At 64.2% G+C, this 21,983-nt stretch carries 13 protein-coding genes; 9 read left to right on the top strand and 4 right to left on the bottom strand.

Going from position 1 to position 21,983, the window contains the following annotated elements; all coding sequences use genetic code 11:
* Nucleotides 1-11: 11 nt before the first annotated feature.
* The 3 genes from VGL01_RS09555 to prpR form a co-directional block, all read right to left on the bottom strand.
* Nucleotides 12-3,926 (bottom strand): tetratricopeptide repeat protein, encoded by a 3,915-nt coding sequence (locus VGL01_RS09555; RefSeq protein ID WP_331568689.1) that lies wholly within the window; start codon nucleotides 3,924-3,926, stop codon nucleotides 12-14.
* Entirely contained in the window at nucleotides 3,923-6,649 is a 2,727-nt protein-coding gene (locus VGL01_RS09550; protein WP_331568687.1) for a sugar ABC transporter, read from the bottom strand. Before VGL01_RS09550 ends, VGL01_RS09555 begins: the two co-directional genes overlap by 4 nt.
* Before the next feature lie 639 nt (nucleotides 6,650-7,288).
* A complete protein-coding gene (gene prpR / locus VGL01_RS09545) occupies nucleotides 7,289-9,265 on the bottom strand; it encodes a propionate catabolism operon regulatory protein PrpR (protein ID WP_331568685.1) in 1,977 nt (658 codons plus the stop codon).
* A gap of 210 nt (nucleotides 9,266-9,475) precedes the next feature.
* Here prpR and prpB point away from each other — a divergent pair, with 210 nt between their 5' ends.
* The 9 genes from prpB (at nucleotide 9,476) to VGL01_RS09500 (ending at nucleotide 21,319) form a co-directional block, all read left to right on the top strand.
* A complete protein-coding gene (gene prpB, locus VGL01_RS09540; protein WP_331568701.1) occupies nucleotides 9,476-10,393 on the top strand; it encodes a methylisocitrate lyase in 918 nt (305 codons plus the stop codon).
* Nucleotides 10,390-11,559 carry a bifunctional 2-methylcitrate synthase/citrate synthase gene (gene prpC, locus VGL01_RS09535; RefSeq protein WP_331568683.1) on the top strand — a complete coding sequence of 390 codons (1,170 nt, stop codon included), beginning with the start codon at nucleotides 10,390-10,392 and terminating at the stop codon, nucleotides 11,557-11,559. Before prpB ends, prpC begins: the two co-directional genes overlap by 4 nt.
* Nucleotides 11,556-14,156, top strand: coding sequence for a Fe/S-dependent 2-methylisocitrate dehydratase AcnD (acnD, locus tag VGL01_RS09530; protein ID WP_331568681.1), 2,601 nt, complete (start codon nucleotides 11,556-11,558; stop codon nucleotides 14,154-14,156). Before prpC ends, acnD begins: the two co-directional genes overlap by 4 nt.
* A 79-nt stretch (nucleotides 14,157-14,235) precedes the next feature.
* Nucleotides 14,236-15,426 carry a 2-methylaconitate cis-trans isomerase PrpF gene (prpF, locus tag VGL01_RS09525; RefSeq protein ID WP_331568679.1) on the top strand — a complete coding sequence of 397 codons (1,191 nt, stop codon included), beginning with the start codon at nucleotides 14,236-14,238 and terminating at the stop codon, nucleotides 15,424-15,426.
* Between the two features lie 92 nt (nucleotides 15,427-15,518).
* Complete coding sequence (locus VGL01_RS09520) at nucleotides 15,519-15,767, top strand: hypothetical protein (protein WP_331568677.1); 249 nt, start codon at nucleotides 15,519-15,521, stop codon at nucleotides 15,765-15,767.
* Between the two features lie 351 nt (nucleotides 15,768-16,118).
* Nucleotides 16,119-17,726: a DMT family protein gene (locus VGL01_RS09515; protein WP_331568675.1), complete on the top strand. Its 1,608-nt coding sequence runs from the start codon at nucleotides 16,119-16,121 to the stop codon at nucleotides 17,724-17,726.
* 223 nt (nucleotides 17,727-17,949) lie between these two features.
* Nucleotides 17,950-18,498 (top strand): GNAT family N-acetyltransferase, encoded by a 549-nt coding sequence (locus VGL01_RS09510; protein WP_331568673.1) that lies wholly within the window; start codon nucleotides 17,950-17,952, stop codon nucleotides 18,496-18,498.
* Nucleotides 18,499-18,534: 36 nt separating this feature from the next.
* Nucleotides 18,535-19,944, top strand: coding sequence for a hypothetical protein (locus tag VGL01_RS09505; protein WP_331568671.1), 1,410 nt, complete (start codon nucleotides 18,535-18,537; stop codon nucleotides 19,942-19,944).
* Between the two features lie 454 nt (nucleotides 19,945-20,398).
* A complete protein-coding gene (locus VGL01_RS09500) occupies nucleotides 20,399-21,319 on the top strand; it encodes a helix-turn-helix transcriptional regulator (RefSeq protein ID WP_331568669.1) in 921 nt (306 codons plus the stop codon).
* Between the two features lie 40 nt (nucleotides 21,320-21,359).
* Here the strand turns inward: VGL01_RS09500 and VGL01_RS09495 are convergent.
* Nucleotides 21,360-21,983, bottom strand: a 624-nt coding sequence (locus VGL01_RS09495; RefSeq protein WP_331568667.1) for an ANTAR domain-containing response regulator, incomplete at its 5' end; no start/stop codon positions are given.

The raw sequence follows: 21,983 nt of genomic DNA, 5'->3' as shown, positions 1-21,983 counted from the left end.
CGATGAAACGATCAGTAAAACCAGCTATAACGCGCGCCGATTTGCGTCACCGGCGTGCCCTGCCTCGACACGCGCTGATGCTCGAAGAAGAGCGCGGCGTGATCCCCGCCGAAGACCGACCCCGCGAGCCCGATACTGCCGCCCGGCCCCCATCCCTGATTCGAGTCGTGCATGATGCCGACGTCGAGGAACGGCCGCCAGGCACGCGTGTACCGCGTACGCAAGTCGTCTCCGAAACCGAAGAAGAGCCCGTACTGCGTATACGTCTGCGGCATCAGATCGCTTGCCGTGACGGGCCGATTCGCGATCGGCACGAGTCGCGTCACGAGATCGTCGGCGCTGCCGCTCGCGTGATAGTCGCCGTGCGCGCCGACGAGGCGCACGGTGTAATCGGGGTAATTGGTGCGAATGCGGTAGCTGAGCTCGCCCGAGGTCAATAACCCGCTGCCCAGATAGTTGCGGCTCTGGCTGTAAAAACGGCTCGCTTCCACGTTACCCGTCAGCGAAATGTGCTGCGTCAGGCGCCACGTGAAATCGCCGATCGCATTATCTTTCATGCCGCCCACGAACAGCAGCTGATTCTCGTCGACAGTCTGGTTGCGTCCGAGCCGCAAGCCGACCTCGAGCGGGCCGTTGCGGCCGGCCTGCGCGGCAAGCTGCAGCGTATAGAAACTGTTGAGCGCCTCGCGCCGGCCACCCGTGACCGCGAACATCGAATCGAGCGTCTGTCTGCGCAGGCTGAAGGCAATCGAGCGCTCGGTGCTCGGAACGTTGACGAGTTGAGACTGATCGGTCGAGCGCATGAAGCGCTGCACGCCCTCGACCCCCACCATGTATCGGTCGGAAAGCTTGCGGCTCGCCGCGAGCGTCTGTTCGACATAGTCGAGCGGATGCTCCACGTGGTTCGTGACCGACGCGTCGATCGATTGCGGCCACGCCAGCATCGTGTCCACGAGGCGCGTGTGCAGTTCGTCGTCGGCGGGCGCGCCTTCGAGACCGGTAAAGGCGAGTTGCTGCGCCTCGCCCGGACGATCGATCGCGGATGCCGCGTCGATCCGCTCATAGAGCGGCAAGCGCGAGCGCGCTTCATCGAGCAAGCGCTTCATCTGCGCTTCGTCGTTGTCGGCCAGCGCAATCGCGAGTTGCGAATCGACGGGCTGGGATAAGCGTGCCGCATACTGCTGGGCCAGCCAGCGCTTGGCGAGCGGATTGGCCTCGCGCGACAACGCCCAGGCAATCGCCACGTCCTTTGCCACCGCATGACGCAGGCGCGTATTGTGGGCGAGCTCACGCCGATCGAGCGTGCCCGGACCCGGCAAACCGTCGACCGTCCCCAAAAGCGAACGCGACGCTTCGGGCACGTTGTTACGCTTATCGCCCGCGAGCAGATCGTCGAGCATGGCGAGCGATGCATCGCCGGTCGCGAACGTGGTCGACAGGGCAACGCGCCGCCCGCGAAGCTCATCGACGACCTCGGCGGGCCGCGCGCCGCGCGTCGCTCGCGTCGACTGACGCGCGCTGTCCGGGCCGCCCGTTACGTTTCGATCGCGTGCCAGTTGCAGCCAGACTTTATGCCGGATGGACCACGCGAGGTCACTGCGCCCGGCCATCTCCTGCGCATCGGCATACGTCAGCAACCACAGCGGATCGCGCGAGAGCGAGGCGGACTGACGCCGCAGATACCCGAGTGCGACAACGGGCTTGTGCAACCGCATCGCCGCAGCGGCCAACGGTCCCCACATCGCGGCACTCGTGTCTTCGCTGCCCTGCATACGCCGCAATGCCTCGGCGACTTCCGCGTCGGAACCGTAGTCGACGAGCATCCACAAATAAGCTGAGCGCGTATCGCTGTTGGCACCGGGCAGGCTCAGCGCGGCACGAAGATCGGCGATTGCCTCGCCGGGCCGCCCGGTCAGACGGTAATACTCCGCGCGCGCGCTCAGTACGGCCGGCGAGGTCTGCACCGCTTGCCGCTCGCTCGCGTCGAGGCTCGCGAACAGTTTCCCGATGCGATCCGTCGCGCCGGCTTCGGTGTAATAGTAGATCGCGTCCTGCAACGCGAGCATGCTGTGGTCACGCCTGAAACGCAGTTCGGCGACGCGCGCCGCATCGATCGGGTACGGCTCGTAGAAATGCGTCATGTCGCCGAGATCGTCGGGCGTTGCGGCTTTGCCGGCCAGCAGGTGGCGGTAGGCCAGATTCGCCTCGTCGTCGCGCTTGAGCAGGCGCGCAAGTTCGCCGTAATTGCGCCAGTAGACCGCATCGTTGTCGGTTGCGGCCGGGCTCGCGGCACGCAATGCCGAGAACGCGCCACGGTAGTCCCCCTTGCGATAGAGCACGCTCGCCGTTCGCAGCGCGGCATCGACATTGCGAGGCCGATGAGTCTGTGCCGAACGATAAGCATCGAGCGCGACATCGTCATGACCGGCACGCTCGGCCAACTGCCCGATGCGGGTATCGAGTGCGTCCGCGTTCTTGCCGCGCGGCAGCGAACGCAAAAAGGCAATGGCTTGATCCGGACGTCCCAGCCGTTCGAGCGTCGCGGTCACCGCGTCGACCTTCTTCATATCTCCGGGCGCGGCTCGTGCATCGCGTTCGGCGGCCGCAAGGTACGCTTCGTCATCGTCGAGCATGGGCGCCATGCGCAGGACGTTGCCCCACGCGGCGGGATCGTTGCTGATGCGTGCGTACGCAAGCCATGCATGCAGCGCGACCGCGGGATCGCGATTCCATTGCGCGGATTGCGCGAGACGCTGCGTCCACAACGCCGAACCCGGGTTGCGTTCGACCTGCGCTTTCGCGAGCTGCTCGGCGCTGGCCATATCGCCCGCTTCGACGAATGCACCATAGGCGACGTCGGCGGGGGTCGGCTTGGCCTTGCTCGCATGCGCGTTGTCAGCCGCCGGAGCGGGGGCCGTCGCTGCGATACGAATCACGCCATAGCCGTCCATTTGCTCGCCGCGCATGACAGCCACTGCACGTGTGGACCATTGCGCGCCGCGTGCCGGCAGCGGCCCATCCATATAGGCGTAGGCACGCTGCTGCGAGACTCCGCGCGTCGGCGCGCCATCTGCCTGCGCATACTTCGCGAGCATTTTCGCGAAGCGATCGACCGCATCGGGGCGGTTCGCGGCCCGCGCGAGATTGACGAGTTCGACGAGGGTAGCCGGATCGTCGGCAAGCGAGCCGAGATGTGTCTCGGCCGCCGCCACGGCGTCATCCATCAGATTCCCGGCGCGCAACGCGCCGATCCCCGACAGGAAGCAGCGGCGCGCATCGTCGCGATCGCGTGCGGCATCCTGCTTGCGGAACCATGCGGCGGCGGCGAGGCGATATTCGCCGCCTTCGAGCGCATACCGCGCGACATAGGTGTCCCATTGCGGCCGGCCATGGGAGTCGGAGTTCGACAACTGTGCATAGAGCTGCGCTGCAAGCCGCGGATCGCCGGATGCGGCGGCACGCGTCGCCAGCCAGGACAAGTCCTTCTCCGCACGGGCGACCTTCGCCGCCGCGGCAATGCGGGCTCGCCACTCGGCGAGTGCGGCCGGACGGCGTGCATCGGCACTGCTCAGCGCAAAATAGCGCTGCTCGGCGATCGCCACGCGCACGAATGCCGCCGTGCGGTGCGCATCGTCGGAGCGCAGCGTGTCGAGGCGCTCGGCCATGCGCTCGGCGTCGTCGACACGGCCCAGGTGCGCATATTGCGATGCGAGCACCGTCATGAAGGTCTCGTTATCGGGTTGCACGCGCGACCACGCTTCGAGATAAGCGACGCTGAGCGAGCTCGGCGAACCGGTCGCTTCGACGCGCTGCCGAATATCGCCTCGCGGCGTAACCAGGTAGAGCGCGCCGAGGACAGCGCCGCTAAGCAGCGCGATCAGCCAAGCCGGAGCGATGCGCGGCGGTTGAGCGTTGGTCGTGCTCACTTGAGGCCACCTCGCTCGCAGTCGATCTCGACAGGTCGATAAGTCACATGCGATCCCTCTACAGCGGGTACATCGAAACGGAGTTCGCCCGCGTTGCCGCTCGCGGTGACGGGCTTGCCGCCGACACGCACACGGCATGCCCGGGCATCGGCGAGCTTTACGAACGGCTGGTAGTAGCCCCCGAACTCGAACGCCATACCGTGAGCAGTCCGAACGAAATGCCGCACGAAACCGTTGGCCTGCTCGATATAGGGAGTGGCCGCGCCTGCCGCGCCGTCGAACGTGATCACGGCGGCGCCGTCGTCGATATGGACGTAGGTGCCGTCCGGTCCCGGAGCGAAGCCCGTGACGCCGGGCGAGCGCCCGATATCGGGCCGGCTGTTGCCCGGCCAATGCACCTCGCGAACGGCGCCGTTGCCGCGCACGACCCACTGGTCGCTGCCCGGCACGATGCTGCGCGCCACGGCAAACGTACGCCAATCGAGCACTTTCTCCGTGTAGTCCGTGATATGCACAGGCAGGACAGGCTGCTTGAGGACAGCCGAGAAGATCTCGTCGAGCGCACGCAAGGACGCGATTTTCGTGCCGCTATACATGTGGAAGTAGACGTCGATCGGCTTGAACCGCAGCGGCCGCTCGGTCATATCGTACGTTTCGAGTACGCGCGTAAAGCCATAGAATGGCCCGAGCCAATCGTTCGTATAGACATTCTCGTCCTGGTTCGGCGCATAGATCTGATACGCCCCGGGACCCTTGTCGACGCCGATCGGCGCGATATTCGTCCAGCTGTTGGCGCGCTTCGTGATGACCGTATCGCCGCCGTTGATGTTCGCGACGCCGGCCGCGGCCACCTTCCGCACGACGAGCGCGGGCGGCTGGCAATTGCCGGGCCACTGCAGCACCACCGTCTTCTTTCCCGGCGGCGCGAGCCGTGTGTCGATATAGTCGATCGAGCCGCCAATCTCGCGATCTATATTGAACTGATAGTGCGGAATATCGAGCGAGAACGCCGTGTCGCCGCCGCCGCGGTCGACCCGCGTGCCGGTTTTGGCATCGACGAGCGTCCAGTCGAACGGGTGCGAAAAGGTGTGCGAGCCGATCTCGACATAGGGCAGCGCAAACATCTTGCGCGCGATTTCCTCGAGCCGCGGCGATATCGAAGGGTAGCGCCCGGCCGGGCCGACTTCGCCCTCGATGACCGAGAGCGTCATCGGGACGCGATAGCGTGTGAAGACCCTGTCGTACAGCGCATCGCCCGAGTAGTCCTCGCCGGGAAACTCGGCGCGCGAAGCAAAGCCGTCGCCGTCCACGTGCACCATGAACAATCGCCGGCCGTTCTCCGTGGTGACGCTCGGCGAAGGAATGGACCGCAGGCGCAGCGCCGCCGTCAAAAACGCCATCGGCTGAATCGCCCAGCGCTCCTGGTCGATGCCATTGAGCGGCACCACGGTGTAGGGGCTCAACGCGAAGCCGCCCCATGGGGTGATTGCTGCCTGATCGACGATCTCGCTGCCTGCCCGGGCGCGCAGCAGCGAACGACTGTGCGCACCGGCCTTGACGCCGGCAACATCGCGCGCCTCGAGGCCCGGATCGATTTCGAAGCCGATCATCGGATCGCGCGCAACCACGTCGACATGTCCGGCGAAGGGGCCCGCGACCGGGCTCAGGTCGAGTTTGGCACCGTCGTCGCCGGCCGCGTCGAAGCCGAATTGGCCGAGCACCGCAACGGGCACATGACTCGCAATGCGCGCATCGAGCCAGCGGCGCCAGGCATCGGCATCGTGCACACCGGCGCCCTCGAACCAGGCAACGACGCCCGCATAGCGGTCGGGCGTCACGTTTTCCGGCAGATGGGCGTCGTTGACGTTTGCGTACTCGACGCTGTAACCAAGGTAATTGAGCGGCGTGGCCAGATCCCGCACACCGGGCGAAAGATCGAGCGGTGCGTCGGGCGCGGTGTCCTGAATGACGAGTACTTTGCGCGGCACGACTTCGATGGCGCCGATCCCGACGACATCGCGCGCCTGATCGGTGACATACGGCGTGACGCCCGTGGCCGCGACCTGCGCGGCCGTGGCGCGGCTGCACTCGCGGTCCGTACGGGGGCAGAATTCGAGCGAGACGACAGGCACGCCACTCGCACGCATGAAGGCCTGGGCCTCGGCTACGCGGCGGCTTCGTTCGGATTCCGAAATATCCGTCGAGCGCACGTTGTCGTCGTCCCAACCGTGCACGAGGGCGCTGCCGACGACCGCATAAACCGTACTCCCATGCGGCGTCGCGGCTGCCAAGGCGTCAGGGCCGCCAATCAGCAGGCGGGCCTCCGGATGGGCCGACCGTATTGCATCGAACGCAGCGATCGCAGCCTTGCTCTCGAGCAGGAAGCCTCGATAGCCGCGCGCCCAGAGCGGCGCGATTTCGCGTGCCACGAATTCGGCCGGCTCGCCGGCGGCCGTCGCGGTGACGCGCGCTACCCAGACGGTGTGCTCCAGCGGATGCGCCGACGGCGAAAAGCCGGACGAAGGATCGACGACGACCGCATCGAACGCCTGCAAGGCATCGACGGGCAAATGCGCGCCATTGAAAAAGGCAACGTTGACGGACGGATAAGGCGAGCGCGCGCCGACAGTGGGCGCCGCCGCGCCGGCGCTCGCCGAAACCGCGCCGGCCGCCAAACCGGACGCCAGAATGAAAGTCGCCGTCAGCCCGCGCAAGCCACCCATCGTCGAGCTACGCTTCGGTGCGCCGCCTCCCGCAACCTTTCTCCGCCGTGTCTTCAACGCTTGCCCCGTAGCAATTTTTTTGCGAAGCGGGCCCTGATCCGCGCTGGTCCGAGCGCATCAGCCTTCAGCCCTACCCAATTCCGTTTTCACAGACAACAAGGCTCCCCGCGGAGCGCCGGAAGCGCTTGCGCATCCAATCGAAAGTCCGGAGGAATGTGTTTCCCGCGAGCAAGCAACAGCGTCCCTCGCAAGGAGGCTCAACCAGTCAGCACCAGAATCGGGCAGATTCTAGCCGACATTCATCTTAAAAGTAAAACCTTTGTTACCGTTTTTCGCGAATTCCCTAATTGCAAAACGCATTGCGCGCGGAGGAAAACGTTTGCGAAACCATTGTTTGCAAAAATCGCTCGTCTACTTTGCGTCGCATGCCATAGACCCGCGCCCAGCCTGCCGCACGAGCGCGGAGGCCAGCGCACGACAACGTTTGCGCACGCAATTCGAATAGCACAAATTACCGTTTTTCAATTGCGGGTCGGACGAACTTTTTTTGCAAGTCCGCGATTTAAATAGTCCGATTCGTCAAAAAGGAGACACTCGGTGCCGTCCGACTGATCGGCAGCGGCGGTCACGGGCCCCCGGTCAGTCGGCCGAACCGTCCGCGCGCGGGACGACACTGAGCTTGCGCCAGAGCGTGGTCTTGCTGATGCCGAGCATCGCGCAGGCGGCTTCGCGATCGCCGCCGCACGCCGCCAGCGCGGCTCGAACCTCGTCCGCTTCGATATGACGGCTGCGCTCCCGCAGCGTCCGGGTCGCGACTTCGCCCCGGCGCGCTCGCACGAACAGTTCGGGCACGATGGCCCGCATCGCCTCGCTCGCCAGAGGCTCGAGCATGGCGTCCGGGCCGTCGGCGTCAGCCAGCTCGACAGCAATCCGTTCGACCACGTTTTGCAGCTCTCGGACGTTTCCCGGCCAGCCGTAGCGGCGCAACGATTGGTCGATGTCGGCAATCAGGCGCTCGGCCGCTTCGATGTCCCGAACGCGGTTCGCGAGCCGGGGCTCGCGCTGCGCCGCCTGCAGTAGGAGCTGCGCGGCGAGCGGCACGATGTCTTCTGTTCGCTCGCGCAATGGCGGCAGGGCGATGCTGAGAATATTGAGGCGGTAATAGAGATCCGCCCGAAATGCGCCCGTTTCGATCGCATCGGCCAACGACCGATGAGTGGCCGCGACGATGCGGATATCGATTCGGGTCGGCTCCGTCGCACCGAGCCGCACGACCTCGCGCTCTTGCAACACACGAAGCAGCCGGCTTTGCAGCGGCAACGGCATTTCCCCGATCTCATCGAGAAAAAGCGTGCCGCGATGCGCGGCTTCGATCAAGCCCGCCTTGCCACCCTTGCGAGCGCCCGTAAATGCGCCTTCCTCGTAACCGAAGAGCTCGCTCTCGAGCAGCGCTTCGGGGAATGCCCCGCAATTGATGGCGACGAACGGAAACTTGCGGCGCGCACTGAGGCGATGCATGCCCTGCGCCACCATCTCCTTGCCCGTGCCGCTTTCGCCGAGCACGAGCACCGTGGCATCCGATTTTGCGTAGCGGCGCATGAGGGTGCGCACACGCTCCATCGGCTCACTGCGCCCCACCAGATCCTCGAGTCGATAGCGCGCCGCAAATCGATGCCCGAGTTGCGCCGAACGCAGCGTCCGGTCGAGCCGCTCCACGGCCCGCGATTCCTGAAACGTGAGCACCGCACCCTGCGCTTCGCCGGCATCGGCAAGCGGCCCGCGGTGCACGAGGTAGCTGGCGCCGCGCAGCGTCAGCAATGCATCGCCATGTGCGTCCGGCAGCGCAGCGACGACATCGGGCGCCAGCGTCGCCAGCGGCTGCCCCACCGCGAGCGCGGGGTCGATGCCCAGCGCCGCCGCCAACGGCCGGTTGATCGCTTCGACTCGCCCCTGGGCATCGAGAGCCACGACGCCGTCGCGAAGGTGTTGCAGCAAATTATCGATATGTTGGCGGCGGCGGGCTTCGCCGCGCGTGGCCTGCGCCACTTCGAGCGCCGTATCGAAGGCAGCGCGCACCGAAGCGTGCGAGTAGAGAAAGACCGCCCCCATTCCCGCCGCGGCGGCCAGGTCGGTCACGAGACCGGGGCCCACGACGACCTCGACGCCCCGCTCGCGCAACTCGAGCACGCACGCCTGAGCGTCTTGCGCCGAGCGGTACGACGAAAAGACGATGTCGAGCCCAAACGCCGTGACGAAGTTGCGAATCTCGGGCGGGGTCTCGCCAGGACTCACGAGCGCAACCGAGGCCGATTGCCACCGCGCGCGCGACAGCGAATGCATGATGTCGAGTCCCGTCGGACCGATTTGCACCACCGGCACGGGAACGCGCGTCCTCAGATAGGCGGCGTTGGAGCCCCCAGCCACGACGACATCCGGCGGTCGCGAACCGCCCTCGCGCACCTCGCGCACCGCGTCGTCATAAGCACTGGCGATGACACGGATCTCGGCACGCGCCTCGTATTCGCCGACGATTTCGAAGAAAAGTTCGCGCAGTCGGCTGATACCGAACGCCCAGATGACGGGCCGTGGCGAAAGATCGGGTGGAAAATGGCTCAACGCGGGTCCCGCTTGAAGTCGACGGAGGGAGAGTACGGCGTATTATGATCCGCCATCGTCATATTTGAAATCGATGATTTCAAATATGAAACGCGGCGTGCCGATACTAGAGGCGACTTTCCCGCATAATCAGCAGCTTACGAAAGACGATTCACCTGGCCCACACCTTGCATTGCAGGCACCGGATCATACGGAGCGATTCAATTGAACATAACCTCACAGCAATCGACGAGCGCAGGCGCGCGATTTCGCGCTGCCGTTGCGGCCGAGGGCCCATTGCAGGTCGTCGGCGCGATCACGGCGTACGCAGCGAAGATGGCCGAAGCCGTCGGCTTCAAAGCCGTTTATCTGTCGGGCGGCGGCGTCGCCGCCAACTCGCTCGGCATGCCCGATCTCGGCATCAGCACGATGGACGACGTGCTCATCGATGCGCGTCGTATCACCGATGCCTGCTCGCTGCCGCTTCTCGTCGATATCGACACGGGCTGGGGCGGCGCATTCAACATCGCGCGCACCGTGCGCTCGTTCATCAAGGCCGGCGTCGCGGCCGTGCACATCGAAGACCAGGTTGGACAAAAGCGCTGCGGGCATCGCCCCGGCAAGGAATGCGTGCCGGCCGCCGAGATGGTCGATCGTGTGAAGGCGGCGGTCGATGCGCGCACGGACGATGGGTTCGTCATCATGGCCCGCACCGATGCGGCTGCGACCGAAGGGCTCGACGCAGCGATCGAACGTGCCGTGGCCTATGTTGAAGCCGGCGCCGATATGATCTTCCCCGAAGCGATGAAAACGCTCGACGACTACCGGCGTTTCAAGGAGGCGGTCAAGGTCCCGATTCTCGCCAACCTGACCGAGTTCGGTTCCACGCCGCTTTTCACGACGGATGAGTTGAAGACGGCCAACGTCGACATCGCGCTCTACTGCTGCGGCGCCTATCGGGCGATGAACGCGGCCGCCCTCAACTTCTATGAGACGGTCATGCGCGACGGCACGCAAAAAGCGGCAGTCCCGACGATGCAAACGCGCGCGGACCTTTATCACTATCTCGGCTATCACGCGTACGAGGAGAAGCTCGACGCGCTGTTCGCCGCCAGCAAGCCATCGGAGCATTCGGAGACAAAATCATGAGTGAAGCAGGCAAGGACGCGCTCGCGGCAGGTTCATTCAAGCCCAAGAAATCGGTCGCCCTGTCTGGAGTCAGCGCGGGCAGTACCGCGCTTTGCACGGTGGGCCGCACCGGTAACGACCTGCACTACCGCGGCTATGACATTCTCGATGTCGCCACGGCTTGCGAATTCGAGGAAATCGCCCATCTGCTCGTACACGAACAATTGCCGACGGCCGCGGAGCTCGCGGCCTACAAGCGCAAGCTCAAGGCGCTGCGCGGTCTGCCTTCGCCCGTGAAGGCCGCGCTCGAATGCGTGCCGGCCGGCGCGCATCCGATGGACGTGATGCGTACAGGCGTCTCGGTGCTCGGCACCGTGCTGCCCGAAAAGGACGACCACAGCGCGGCCGGCGCGCGCGACATTGCCGATCGGCTGATGGCTTCGCTCGGCTCGATGCTGCTCTACTGGTATCACTACTCGCACAATGGCCGACGCATCGAAGTCGAAACGGACGACGATTCGATCGGCGGTCACTTCCTGCATCTGCTGCACGGCAAGCCCCCAAGCCCGTCGTGGGTGCGGGCGATGCACACTTCGCTGATTCTCTACGCCGAGCACGAATTCAACGCATCCACGTTTGCGGGCCGCGTGATTGCCGGCACGGGTTCGGATATGTACTCGGCCATTACCGGCGCGATCGGCGCGCTGCGCGGGCCCAAGCACGGCGGCGCGAACGAGGCGGCGTTCGAGATCCAATCGCGCTACCGGACGCCCGACGAAGCCGAAGCCGATATCCGTCGCCGCGTGGAAGCCAAGGAAGTCGTGATCGGCTTCGGACACCCGGTCTATACCCTCTCCGATCCGCGCAATAAAGTCATCAAAGAGGTGGCGAAACAGCTCTCGCAGGAAGCCGGCGACACGAAACTCTTCGATATCGCGGAGCGGCTCGAACAGGTGATGTGGGACGCGAAAAAGATGTTCCCGAATCTCGATTGGTTCAGCGCCGTGTCGTATCACATGATGGGCGTCCCCACGGCGATGTTCACGCCGGTCTTCGTGATTTCCCGCACCTCGGGCTGGAGCGCGCACGTGATCGAGCAACGGATCGACAACAAGATCATCCGCCCCAGCGCCAATTACACCGGCCCGGAAAACCTGAAGTTCGTGCCGATCGAACAACGCCGATGAATACCGCCTATCGCAAACCGTTACCCGGCACGGGTCTCGACTACTTCGACGCGCGCGCCGCCGTCGACGCGCTCGTGCCCGGCGCCTACGACACGCTGCCCTACACGTCGCGCGTACTCGCCGAGAATCTCGTGCGCCGGTGCGAGCCCGCGCTGCTCGAAGCCGCGCTCGCGCAGCTGATCGAACGCAAGCGCGAGATCGATTTCCCCTGGTTTCCGGCACGCGTCGTCTGCCACGATATCCTCGGTCAAACCGCGCTCGTCGATCTCGCGGGCTTGCGCGATGCCATCGCGGCCCGGGGCGGCGACCCGGCCATGATCAATCCGGTCGTGCCGACGCAGCTTGTCGTCGATCATTCGCTCGCCGTCGAATGCGGTGGCTACGACCCCGATGCATTCGCGAAGAACCGCGCCATCGAGGACCGTCGCAACGAAGACCGGTTTCATTTCATCGATTGGACCAAGCGGGCTTTTCGCAACGTCGATGTGATTCCGCCGGGCAACGGCATCCTGCATCAAATCAATCTCGAGCGGATGAGCCCCGTGGTGCAGGTGCGCGACGGCGTGGCGTTTCCCGACACGCTCGTCGGTACGGATTCGCACACGCCGATGGTCGATGCGCTCGGCGTCATCGCCGTCGGTGTGGGCGGGCTCGAGGCCGAAAGCGTCATGCTGGGTCGCGCTTCGTGGATGCGCCTGCCCGATATCGTCGGCGTCGAGCTGACGGGCGCGCGGCAACCCGGCATCACAGCGACCGATATCGTGCTGGCGCTGACCGAGTTCCTGCGCCAGCAGAAGGTCGTGTCGGCTTACCTGGAGTTCCACGGTGAGGGCGCATCGCGCCTCACGCTCGGGGATCGCGCGACGATCTCGAATATGGCACCCGAGTACGGCGCAACGGCCGCGATGTTCTATATCGACGATCAAACGATCCGCTACCTCAAGCTGACGGGCCGCGACGAAGCACTCGTGGCGCTCGTGGAAACCTACGCGAAAACGACGGGCCTGTGGGCCGACAGCCTGGGAAGCGCGGTCTACGAGCGCACGCTCACGTTCGACCTCTCGAGCGTCACCCGCAACATCGCCGGACCTTCGAATCCACACAATCGCGTGCCGACCGCCGAGCTCGCCGCACGCGGCATCGCCGGCAAGGTGGACGACGAGCCCGGCGCGATGCCGGACGGCGCCGTCATCATCGCCGCCATCACGAGCTGCACGAACACCAACAATCCACGCAACATGATCGCGGCGGGGCTCGTTGCACGGAATGCGAACCGGCTCGGACTGCTGCGCAAGCCGTGGGTGAAGACATCGCTCGCGCCCGGATCGAAGGCCGTGACGCTCTACCTCGAAGCGGCGGGCCTGCTGCCCGAGCTCGAACGCCTCGGCTTCGGCGTCGTGGCCTATGCGTGCACGTCGTGCAACGGCATGTCGGGGGCGCTCGATCCGTCGATCCAACGCGAGATCGTGGAACGCGACCTCTTTGCCACGGCCGTGCTTTCGGGCAACCGCAACTTCGACGGCCGCATCCATCCGTATGCGAAACAGGCGTTCCTCGCTTCGCCGCCGCTCGTCGTGGCCTATGCCATTGCCGGCACGATTCGCTTCGATATCGAAAACGACACCCTCGGCGTCACACCCGACGGCCGGCGCGTGACGTTGCAAGATCTGTGGCCGAGCGACGAGGAAATCGATGCACTGGTTTCATCCAGTGTGAAGCCCGAGCATTTTCGTCAGGTGTACGAACCGATGTTCGCACTCTCGGTGGAATCGAACGACGCGACCGATCCGCTTTACGACTGGCGCCCCGACAGTACCTACATCCGGCGCCCGCCGTACTGGGAAGGCGCGCTGGCCGGCGAGCGCTCACTCGCGGGCATGCGGCCGCTCGCCGTACTGGGCGACAACATCACGACGGACCACCTCTCGCCGTCCAATGCGATTCTGCCGACGAGCGCGGCAGGCGAGTATTTGGCCAAAATGGGCCTGCCCGAAGAAGACTTCAATTCGTACGCGACTCACCGCGGCGATCACCTGACGGCACAACGCGCCACGTTCGCCAATCCGACGCTGCGCAACGAGATGGTCGTCGAAGGCGGCAAGGTCAAAGCGGGCTCGCTCGCTCGCATCGAGCCCGAAGGCAAGGTGACGCGCATGTGGGAGGCCATCGAAACCTACATGGCGCGCAAACAACCGCTCATCGTCATCGCGGGCGCCGATTACGGACAAGGATCGTCGCGCGACTGGGCGGCGAAGGGCGTACGTCTGGCGGGTGTCGAAGCGATCGTTGCCGAGGGGTTCGAGCGCATTCACCGTACCAACCTCGTCGGCATGGGCATCCTGCCGCTCGAATTCAAGCCCGGCGTCAATCGCAAGACGCTCGCCATCGACGGCACGGAAACCTTCGATGTGATCGGCGAGCGCACGCCGCGCAGCGATCTGACGCTCGTCATCCATCGCAGCAACGGCGAGCGCGTGGCTGTTCCGGTGACGTGCCGGCTCGATACGGCCGAGGAAGTCTCGATCTACGAAGCAGGCGGCGTGCTGCAGCGTTTCGCGCAGGATTTTCTCGAATCGGCCACGGCGGCGCCGCTCTGATCGAGAGGATCGATGCAGTGCTTAGGCGGTACCGGTCCGACGAACCGGTACCGTCGATTCTTCCAGGACACCCTCATTCATGACTCACGCACCGCAGATCAAGATTGCCGCGACCTATATGCGCGGCGGCACGAGCAAGGGCGTATTTTTTCGTTTGCAGGATTTGCCCGCGGCGGCGCGCGTTCCCGGCCCGGCCCGCGACGCGTTGCTCATGCGCGTGATCGGCAGCCCCGACCCCTACGGCAAGCAGATCGATGGCATGGGCGGAGCCACGTCGAGCACGAGCAAGACCGTCATCGTTTCGAAGAGCACCCGCGCCGATCACGATGTCGATTACCTGTTCGGACAAGTTTCGATCGATCGGCCTTTCGTCGATTGGAGCGGCAACTGCGGCAACCTTTCCGCTGCCGTCGGTCCGTTCGCGATCGCGAACGGGCTGATCGACGCGCAACGCATTGCGCGCGACGGGGTGACGACGGTACGCATCTGGCAGGCGAACATCGGCAAGACCATCGTCGCCCACGTACCGATGACCGGCGGCCATGTCCAGGAGACAGGCGCATTCGAATTGGATGGCGTGACTTTTCCGGCTGCCGAGATCGAACTTGAATTCATCGACCCGGCGGCCGACGAAGACGGCGCGGGCGGCGCGATGTTTCCGACGGGCAACGTGGTCGACGATCTCGACGTGCCAGGCCTCGGCACCTTGAAGGCGACGATGATCAACGCCGGCATTCCGACCGTTTTCGTCGACGCTGCCGCAATCGGTTACACGGGCACGGAGCTGCAGGACGCCATCAACGGGGACGCCAAGGCGCTCGCGATGTTCGAGGCGATTCGCGCGCAGGGAGCGTGGCGCATGGGGCTCATCGCGACGCCCGGGGAGATCGCGAGCCGGCAACATACGCCGAAGGTCGCGTTCGTGGCCACGCCAGCGGATTACGTTGCGTCGAGCGGCAAGCGCGTGGCGGCCAGCGATATCGATTTGCTCGTGCGAGCGATGTCGATGGGCAAGCTGCACCACGCGATGATGGGCACCGCCGCGGTGGCAATCGCGACGGCGGCGGCGATTCCCGGCACCCTCGTCAATCTCGCGGCCGGCGGCGGCGAGCGCGAGATGGTGCGCTTCGGCCATCCCTCGGGCACGCTGCGCGCGGGTGCGCAGGCAACCCGCCGAAATGGCGAATGGACCGTGACGAAAGCGGTCATGAGCCGCAGCGCGCGCGTGTTGATGGAAGGATGGGTGCGCGTGCCGGAAACTGCGTCATAGACCGCTTCGCGATGGGCACATTCCGAAATTTCTCATCGCGCGTGTTCGATCCCTACCGTTAGCATGAAGGCCGTTATAGCCGGAGACCGACGATGGCAACGGTAGAGCGTTCGTTACGAAGACTGGTCGAGAAATGGCTCGGCCCAGTGGATCTCACGCGCGTGAGTGCCCGCCAGGTGCCCTCCCGCACGCCGCGACCGAGCCGCTGCGTGCGTGTGCAAGCGGATCGTCCGTCGGGGACCGTGACGCTGCTGCTGTTTCGCCATCCCGATGGCAACTGGCATGTCTTTCCTCCTCAGCCGGCACGGCCGGCGATGAACGCGTGGAGTCGTTCAGCATAAAGCGGCGGTTCGTTCGTACTGCCGCATCGTTGTTCGTTCCAACGCATCGGGCGTCTCTTTCCCCGAAATACGATCGAGGCCATTCCAAAACAGGAGGCTTCGATGCCGATTTCCGCTGCTGGTGGCGCCGACGGCCCGCAAAACCGGGTTCCACCGCCCCCGAAAGAGCATCCTGATAACGGCGACAAAGCCCAGCCTGCCGCCCGCGGGCGTGCCCAAGGTTCTTCCGAACTGCAGGGTCTGCCCGAAGAGAATTCCAGGGGCGAGGCACGACGCCGATGGCGATCGCTCTTCAGAACGCCGGCACGCGAGATGCCTTCGCCCGAATCCGCGAGTCAGGACACGGACGCATTGAAGAAAAAAATCGTTCGCGCGGTGGACGGTGCGATATCCGAGCAGGCGCAGCCGAACCCACTGGAGGCGCTCAACGCCAGCCTCCCGCAAATCGACGTCGCACTGTCTCAGTTGTTGCGCTCGCTGCCGCCTGAATTCGCGGAAACATTCGATGTCGGCGCGATCGAAACGATGGATGATTTCCTCGCTGGCAGCGACAAGCTGCTGGAGGCCCTGGAGCAGGCCGGGGTGCTCGATGCGCTGATGGAAGCCATGGGCCCGGAGCACGCCCAATCCCCGCAAGCAAACGGTGAGGAGTCCGAACAACGCAGCAGGCTGCGGCGGGCAATTGCTTCGCCGTACGTTCCGGTGATCTCCCTGGCTATCGTTGCCACCCTGCTCAAGACCGCCGCATGGTATGGGCTGCCATCCATATCGGATGATACGGTGCTCGCGTCCATCGGCCTGGGAGCGTTGGCTCACCCCGTTCTCAGAAAGGTCGTGGCGACCGCGGCAAAGATCGTCGGCAGTTGGCTGATCGCGCTGACCGAATACATTCCGTTCACCACGGCAACCTCCATTGCGGACAAGAACGACATCAATCTGGCCAAATTCCGCGGGATTCTCCAACCGATCGATCTCGGCGCCTTTCTCGGTGCCGCCGCGGTGCTCGATCACGAAAAGATCGGGCCGCACCATTACATCGGCTTTGCCATCGTCATCGCCGGTTCCACCCTTGCCAACTGGCCCGACAACGAGTTGCCGCCGCTCGAGCGCATGTTGCGCGACGCGGCAAAGCCAGATTCGGCGATGTCGAACGCGCTCGCATCGATTCGCGAACATACGCCGATCTTGAAGAACAAGGACCCGCGCGAATCGCGCAGCCAATTGCGCACTCGTCAGTCCGAAGCACTCGCGCTTGCCCAGTATTTGAATGAGGATGTCACTGCGCAGCTCAAATCGCTGGAAAGCAGTTTGCAACGCGCGCTCGCATCGCGCGAACTCGCGGTCGCTGACGGCGCGGATAGCGAGCCGACAGAACTCGAAGCCGAACTCGGCAAACAATTGAGAAAAGTCGAGAAGATGTTGGCGGCCGCTCCCCGGCTCTCGGAGCAGTTGGAAGACTTGGCCCGGGAGGCCGGGGAGCAATCGGAACAGAAAGCCAAGCGGATGAAGACGATCTTCACTCGCGCATGGTGGATCGCCCAGGGCGCGGCCGCCACCGGGGCGGTCGTCTTCATGTTGAAGGACGACCCGATGGCCGCGGCGCTGAGCCTGTCGGCAGGGGCGACGGGCATCAAAACGCTGGCCTGGTTCAAGCATACGACCAAGAAAGACGAAGAACTCCTGCCAGAGAAGCTGACGCCGACGGATCCAAAGCGGCTCGAACTCGCGTACAAGATCGCCCGCGTGCTATATAGCTGGCGCTACGCGTTCTTCGAATACATCGAATTGACGATCGCCAATGGCGAGGCGGATGTCGTTCCCGTGCGCGGGGCGATCGAAGGTACCGACGCGGTCTGGACAATGGCGTTCCTGTCGATGGTGAAAGGTGCCGAAGTGAAGTTGAAACAGCTTTCGGGCCTGCTGTTGGCCGCGTTCGGCATCTGGATCGCCACCCGATGACGCCGCCGTGGCGCCTGGCGTCGCGCCACCGCGCGCCCGAGGGACCGGGTGCCCATGCTCTGCGCGATACGCGTGACAAACACCGAACGTTCGTCCACGCTTCGGTTCGCGCCTCAGCACATAAATTCGCTCGCGCGGTGAGCTTTCGCAACCTTCGGACTATCTTGCGTTGCTCATGCTCGGTGCTTTGCCGCACCGCAAGACAGGCCCGTCCACGTAGCAGATGAGGAGAACGATGGAGCTTCGCCGCGCCAACTTGTCCGATGAAACCCCGGTTCGCGCACTCGTCGATGCCGCCTACGCACGCTGGATACCCGTTATCGGCGCGCGACCCGAGCCAATGCTGCGCGATTACGCCGCCGTGCTGCGTCAGCACGAGGTATGGGTGCACTGCGCGCCAAAGGGCCGGATCGACGCCATGCTGGAACTCGTCGAGGCCCCCGATCATCTACATATCGCCAATCTCGCGGTATCGCCCGAGCGACAAGGCCGGGGGCTCGGCAGCGCCCTGTTGCGGTTCGCCGAAAGCCAGGCGTGGCGCTTGCAGATTTTCAAGCTGCATCTTTGTTTGAACCGCGAAATGACGGCAAATCAGCGTCTTTACGAACGGCACGGCTTTATACCGGCGCATGTAAGTCGGATCGACGGGCTGGAAATCGTTTTTATGGCCAAATCTCTCCGCCCGGTAGGGACGGATCGCATCCCATCGGGATTTGCGCTCGAATCGCCATCGGTTCGCTCCGCGGCATTTGGTCCCCCGGGCACGGTGTAAAGTTCTACCACCCACTAGGCAGCAGGCGACGCAATCATGAAGCCCATCATCCGCAACGTTGGCAATCTCGACGGAAGGCCAATCGGCGAGGACGCGACGGGTGCCAACAAGGCCCCGACGCAACACTCGCCGACCGCTCAATCGCTCCGCGGCTCGCCGCTGACGGAAATCGCCGGGACCCACAAATCGGGGCGTACGCCTGAAGCGGGACGCGCGGATACCACGCGTTCGGGCGCATTCAGGTACGCCGATGCCGCATCGGACAAGACCGCTGGCACCGCAACCGCCACGAATCTACTGCTGGCTGCATCGACAGTACGCAATGTCGATAATCTACGAGATCTGATCTCCAACCTCGTCGCCTCGGCCAAGGCGAGTGCGGCCGCGCAGTCCGAGCCGTCGCTCGAGGCGCATTGCGAAGTGTTCGAGAAAGCGGCCGACCGGGTAGTCCATTGGACATCGTGGAACCAGCAGGTGGCCGGGCTGCGTGAACTGAGGCTGGCATTCCGCGAACTGCCGCCCGAGGTGGGACAAACGCGGCTGGGTTCGGCAATCAACGCCGCCCATGAGAAAGCGATCAATTCGCGTGCAACCTACCTCGCCAATCAGATCGAATCGGCGGAGGACCTCCGGCAGGTGTTGGGCACGCCACTGCTCGGCCAGGACAGCAGCTGGCCCGATTCGCTGCGCGAGCTCGCCCATGCCGCGTTTCTCGAGGCGGTTGCGGACCGCCTCAAGACCCTCCCGCCCGATCAAGTCGGCGAATGGCATCAGGTTCTTTCGGAGGCAATCGTCTCGTCGCCGCCGTGGGTGGCGTACAGCGCGGACGAGAAGCTCATGCAGCTGGAAGCCCACGACCTGCTGCCCCCGGATGTCAGAGCGGCGTTCGAAGCGGGTGAGCGACTCGAGCAGGCCGCCGGATCGGTTCACGATATTGCAGACCTGCACGCACTGCTTGCCGAGCCGGGTATCCTCGGATTCGAGATGCCGGACGGTCTGCTCGGGCTCGTTCGCTCAGAGCACGACGGCAATTTGGGCCTTCAGGCACGGCGGCGGCCCGAGCCGTTGGCGGTGGCGGCCACGCTGGTTGGCAGCTTCACGTCGAAGGAGGCGAATCACCAGGCCTTTGACGAGATCTTTGCGAAGGTCGACAGCATCGAACCGCCAGGTCATCGTATCGCGTCGCTCATGGCCCTCGCCGGGGCCGCGAGCCGGCTCGGCGACGACCCCGCGCGTGGGCAGGCCTACAACCGTGTGTTGAACAACGCGCGAACGCTGCGCGAGAAGCAGCAAATCACTTCTCAGCAATATGCGTTGGTGCGCGATGCGCTGCACCGGGCCGTTCAAACGCGTCAGGGTGACGATGCCGGGCCCGCGGAACAATCGGCGCTGGACGCGCTGCGGCAAGACGCCGGCGCCCGATCCCGCTACGGCCTCGCCGCCTGAAGCACTCGAAGATCCAAGCTGCCCGCCATCGCAGGCGGGCGGTATCCACCTCTCGAAAAGAATCGAGTGCGGGACATAATAAACACGACAACCCAATTAAATCCCCACCATTTCACGAAAGCCATTTTTAAGGTATCTCGGGTTTTTCGTTAAATCGAAGCAAGCTTCGCAAAAATCCAATCAAGAACACATCCGTGTCATAAAGTTGAATCCAAGAAAACGGATCGTTTCCACGCATCATTCGTCGGTCGCTTTCGTCGACTGTTTTCATCGAGCACTCAATGGGCTAGCGGGTACGTTTCCCCGTCTCTTCGCAATCGGTGCCTAGAGTGCCAGAGCATTCCAGGCAAACGGGAAATTTGTCGGTCAGGCAACCCGCGACTACGAAATGTCATAGTCCGGGCCCTTTCATTGCCCGCTAAATTAGCGTATTGGGCGCGGTAAGGAGGAGAGTTTGAGAACCAGCAAGAACATCCAGCACAGCCTGCTGATGTTGGATCGCAGTCAGCGTTGCCTGCCCGAATTCGTCGAGCGTTCCTCGAACGCCGGCCGATCCGCCATTGTCGACGCGCTATCGGCTGCGACTGGCCCTGACCAGCGCCGGCTCGTCATTGCCGCCACCATCGGCACCATCGGCTTCGACTCGGTCTGCTATTGGCGATTTGCGCGCACGGGCGATCTGATGACCCGCGCCCTTTATGTACGCGAATTTTCCGCCCCCGAGTGGCCGGACCTCTACATTCGCGAACGCTATATCGAGATCGATCCGCGCATTGCGTTCGCATGCCAATGCGAATGGCCGTTCATATGGGACCTGGGCACACTCGCACAAAACCCGACCGGAACGCAGACGAATATCGACCTCGTGCGTCTGCACAGCCTCGTCGACGATTGCGACCGCGCCGCCCTGCGAAGTGGAGTCACGCTCGCGCTGTCGAATCCGCGCAGTTCGTTTCAAAGCGTCATCAGCTTCAGCGCCGCGAATGCGTCGCGGCATTGGATCACCGATCGCGTGGTCGGGCAGGCTTATGCGGTCGGGCTTGCCTTGCACGAGTTCGTCCTGACACACGCCCCTTCTCTCGAAGAGAACGTGCCGGCCAAACCGATCACCCAGACGCAGCGCAGGATCCTCGGGGCGTTGACGCAGGGCCTGAGCGACAAGGAAATAGCCGATTTACTCGGGACCTCGGCCTATAACGTCGATTACCACCTGCGCCAGCTCAAGCGGCGCTATGGCGCGCAAAACCGCGTGCACCTGGCCTATCTTGCCGGATGCCGCGACGACTGGCGGCGCGACGGCAGCCCACAGCGGACCGTCGTTCGCGCCGCGGCAGCCGCCGCTTCGAACGCCGCGCAGACTTCGACCGTGGCATGAGTGTGACCGGGCTCGAAGCGGCCCGGACTGAACGCGCCAGCTACCGGGCGATCTTCGCGGGCTTGCTGAGGCCGAGCTTTTCCATGGCTTCGTGGGCATCGATGACCATCGCCGAGATCTCGCCGACAGTCGCGCGCAGCTCGGTGGCGCGCGTGCGTATCTGCTCGTACGCTTCGTTCTCCGTCAGCCGGTGCGCCTCGACGAGCACGCGTACCGCCCTCTCGATCTGCCGGCGCGCCTTGATGGCTTCTTCCAGCTTCACGACCTTGTTTTGCAGCCGCTGCTGGTAACGTGCTGCCGCTCGCGCGAGAACCAGAGTGCTGAGAATGCCCGTGGAGCGATATGGCTTCGTGATCACGCCATGCGCTTGCGTATCGAGCAGCATTTTCAGCGCGGTCGGATTCTCGTAGTCGGATAAGGCGATCAACGTCGCCGACGTATCCGCCGCGCTCCAATGCCCCGTGCTTCTCGCCTCCGGTCCGACGTGGAAAAACACGGCATCGGCATCGCCCGGCACCTGCGACGGAAACGGCCAGATCGCCCGCAACGGACAGCCGAGCCGGCGCAATTGCTCCTCGAGAACATTGCGGTCTTCGCCGGGCGGGTGAATCACGAGTACACGCAGCGTGCGCAGATCCTCGAAGAGTCCGCGAGCCCATGCCGT

Source organism: Trinickia sp., assembly GCF_036503415.1.
Taxonomy (GTDB): Bacteria; Pseudomonadota; Gammaproteobacteria; order Burkholderiales; family Burkholderiaceae; genus Trinickia.
This window is presented reverse-complemented; position numbering and strand designations above follow the sequence as displayed.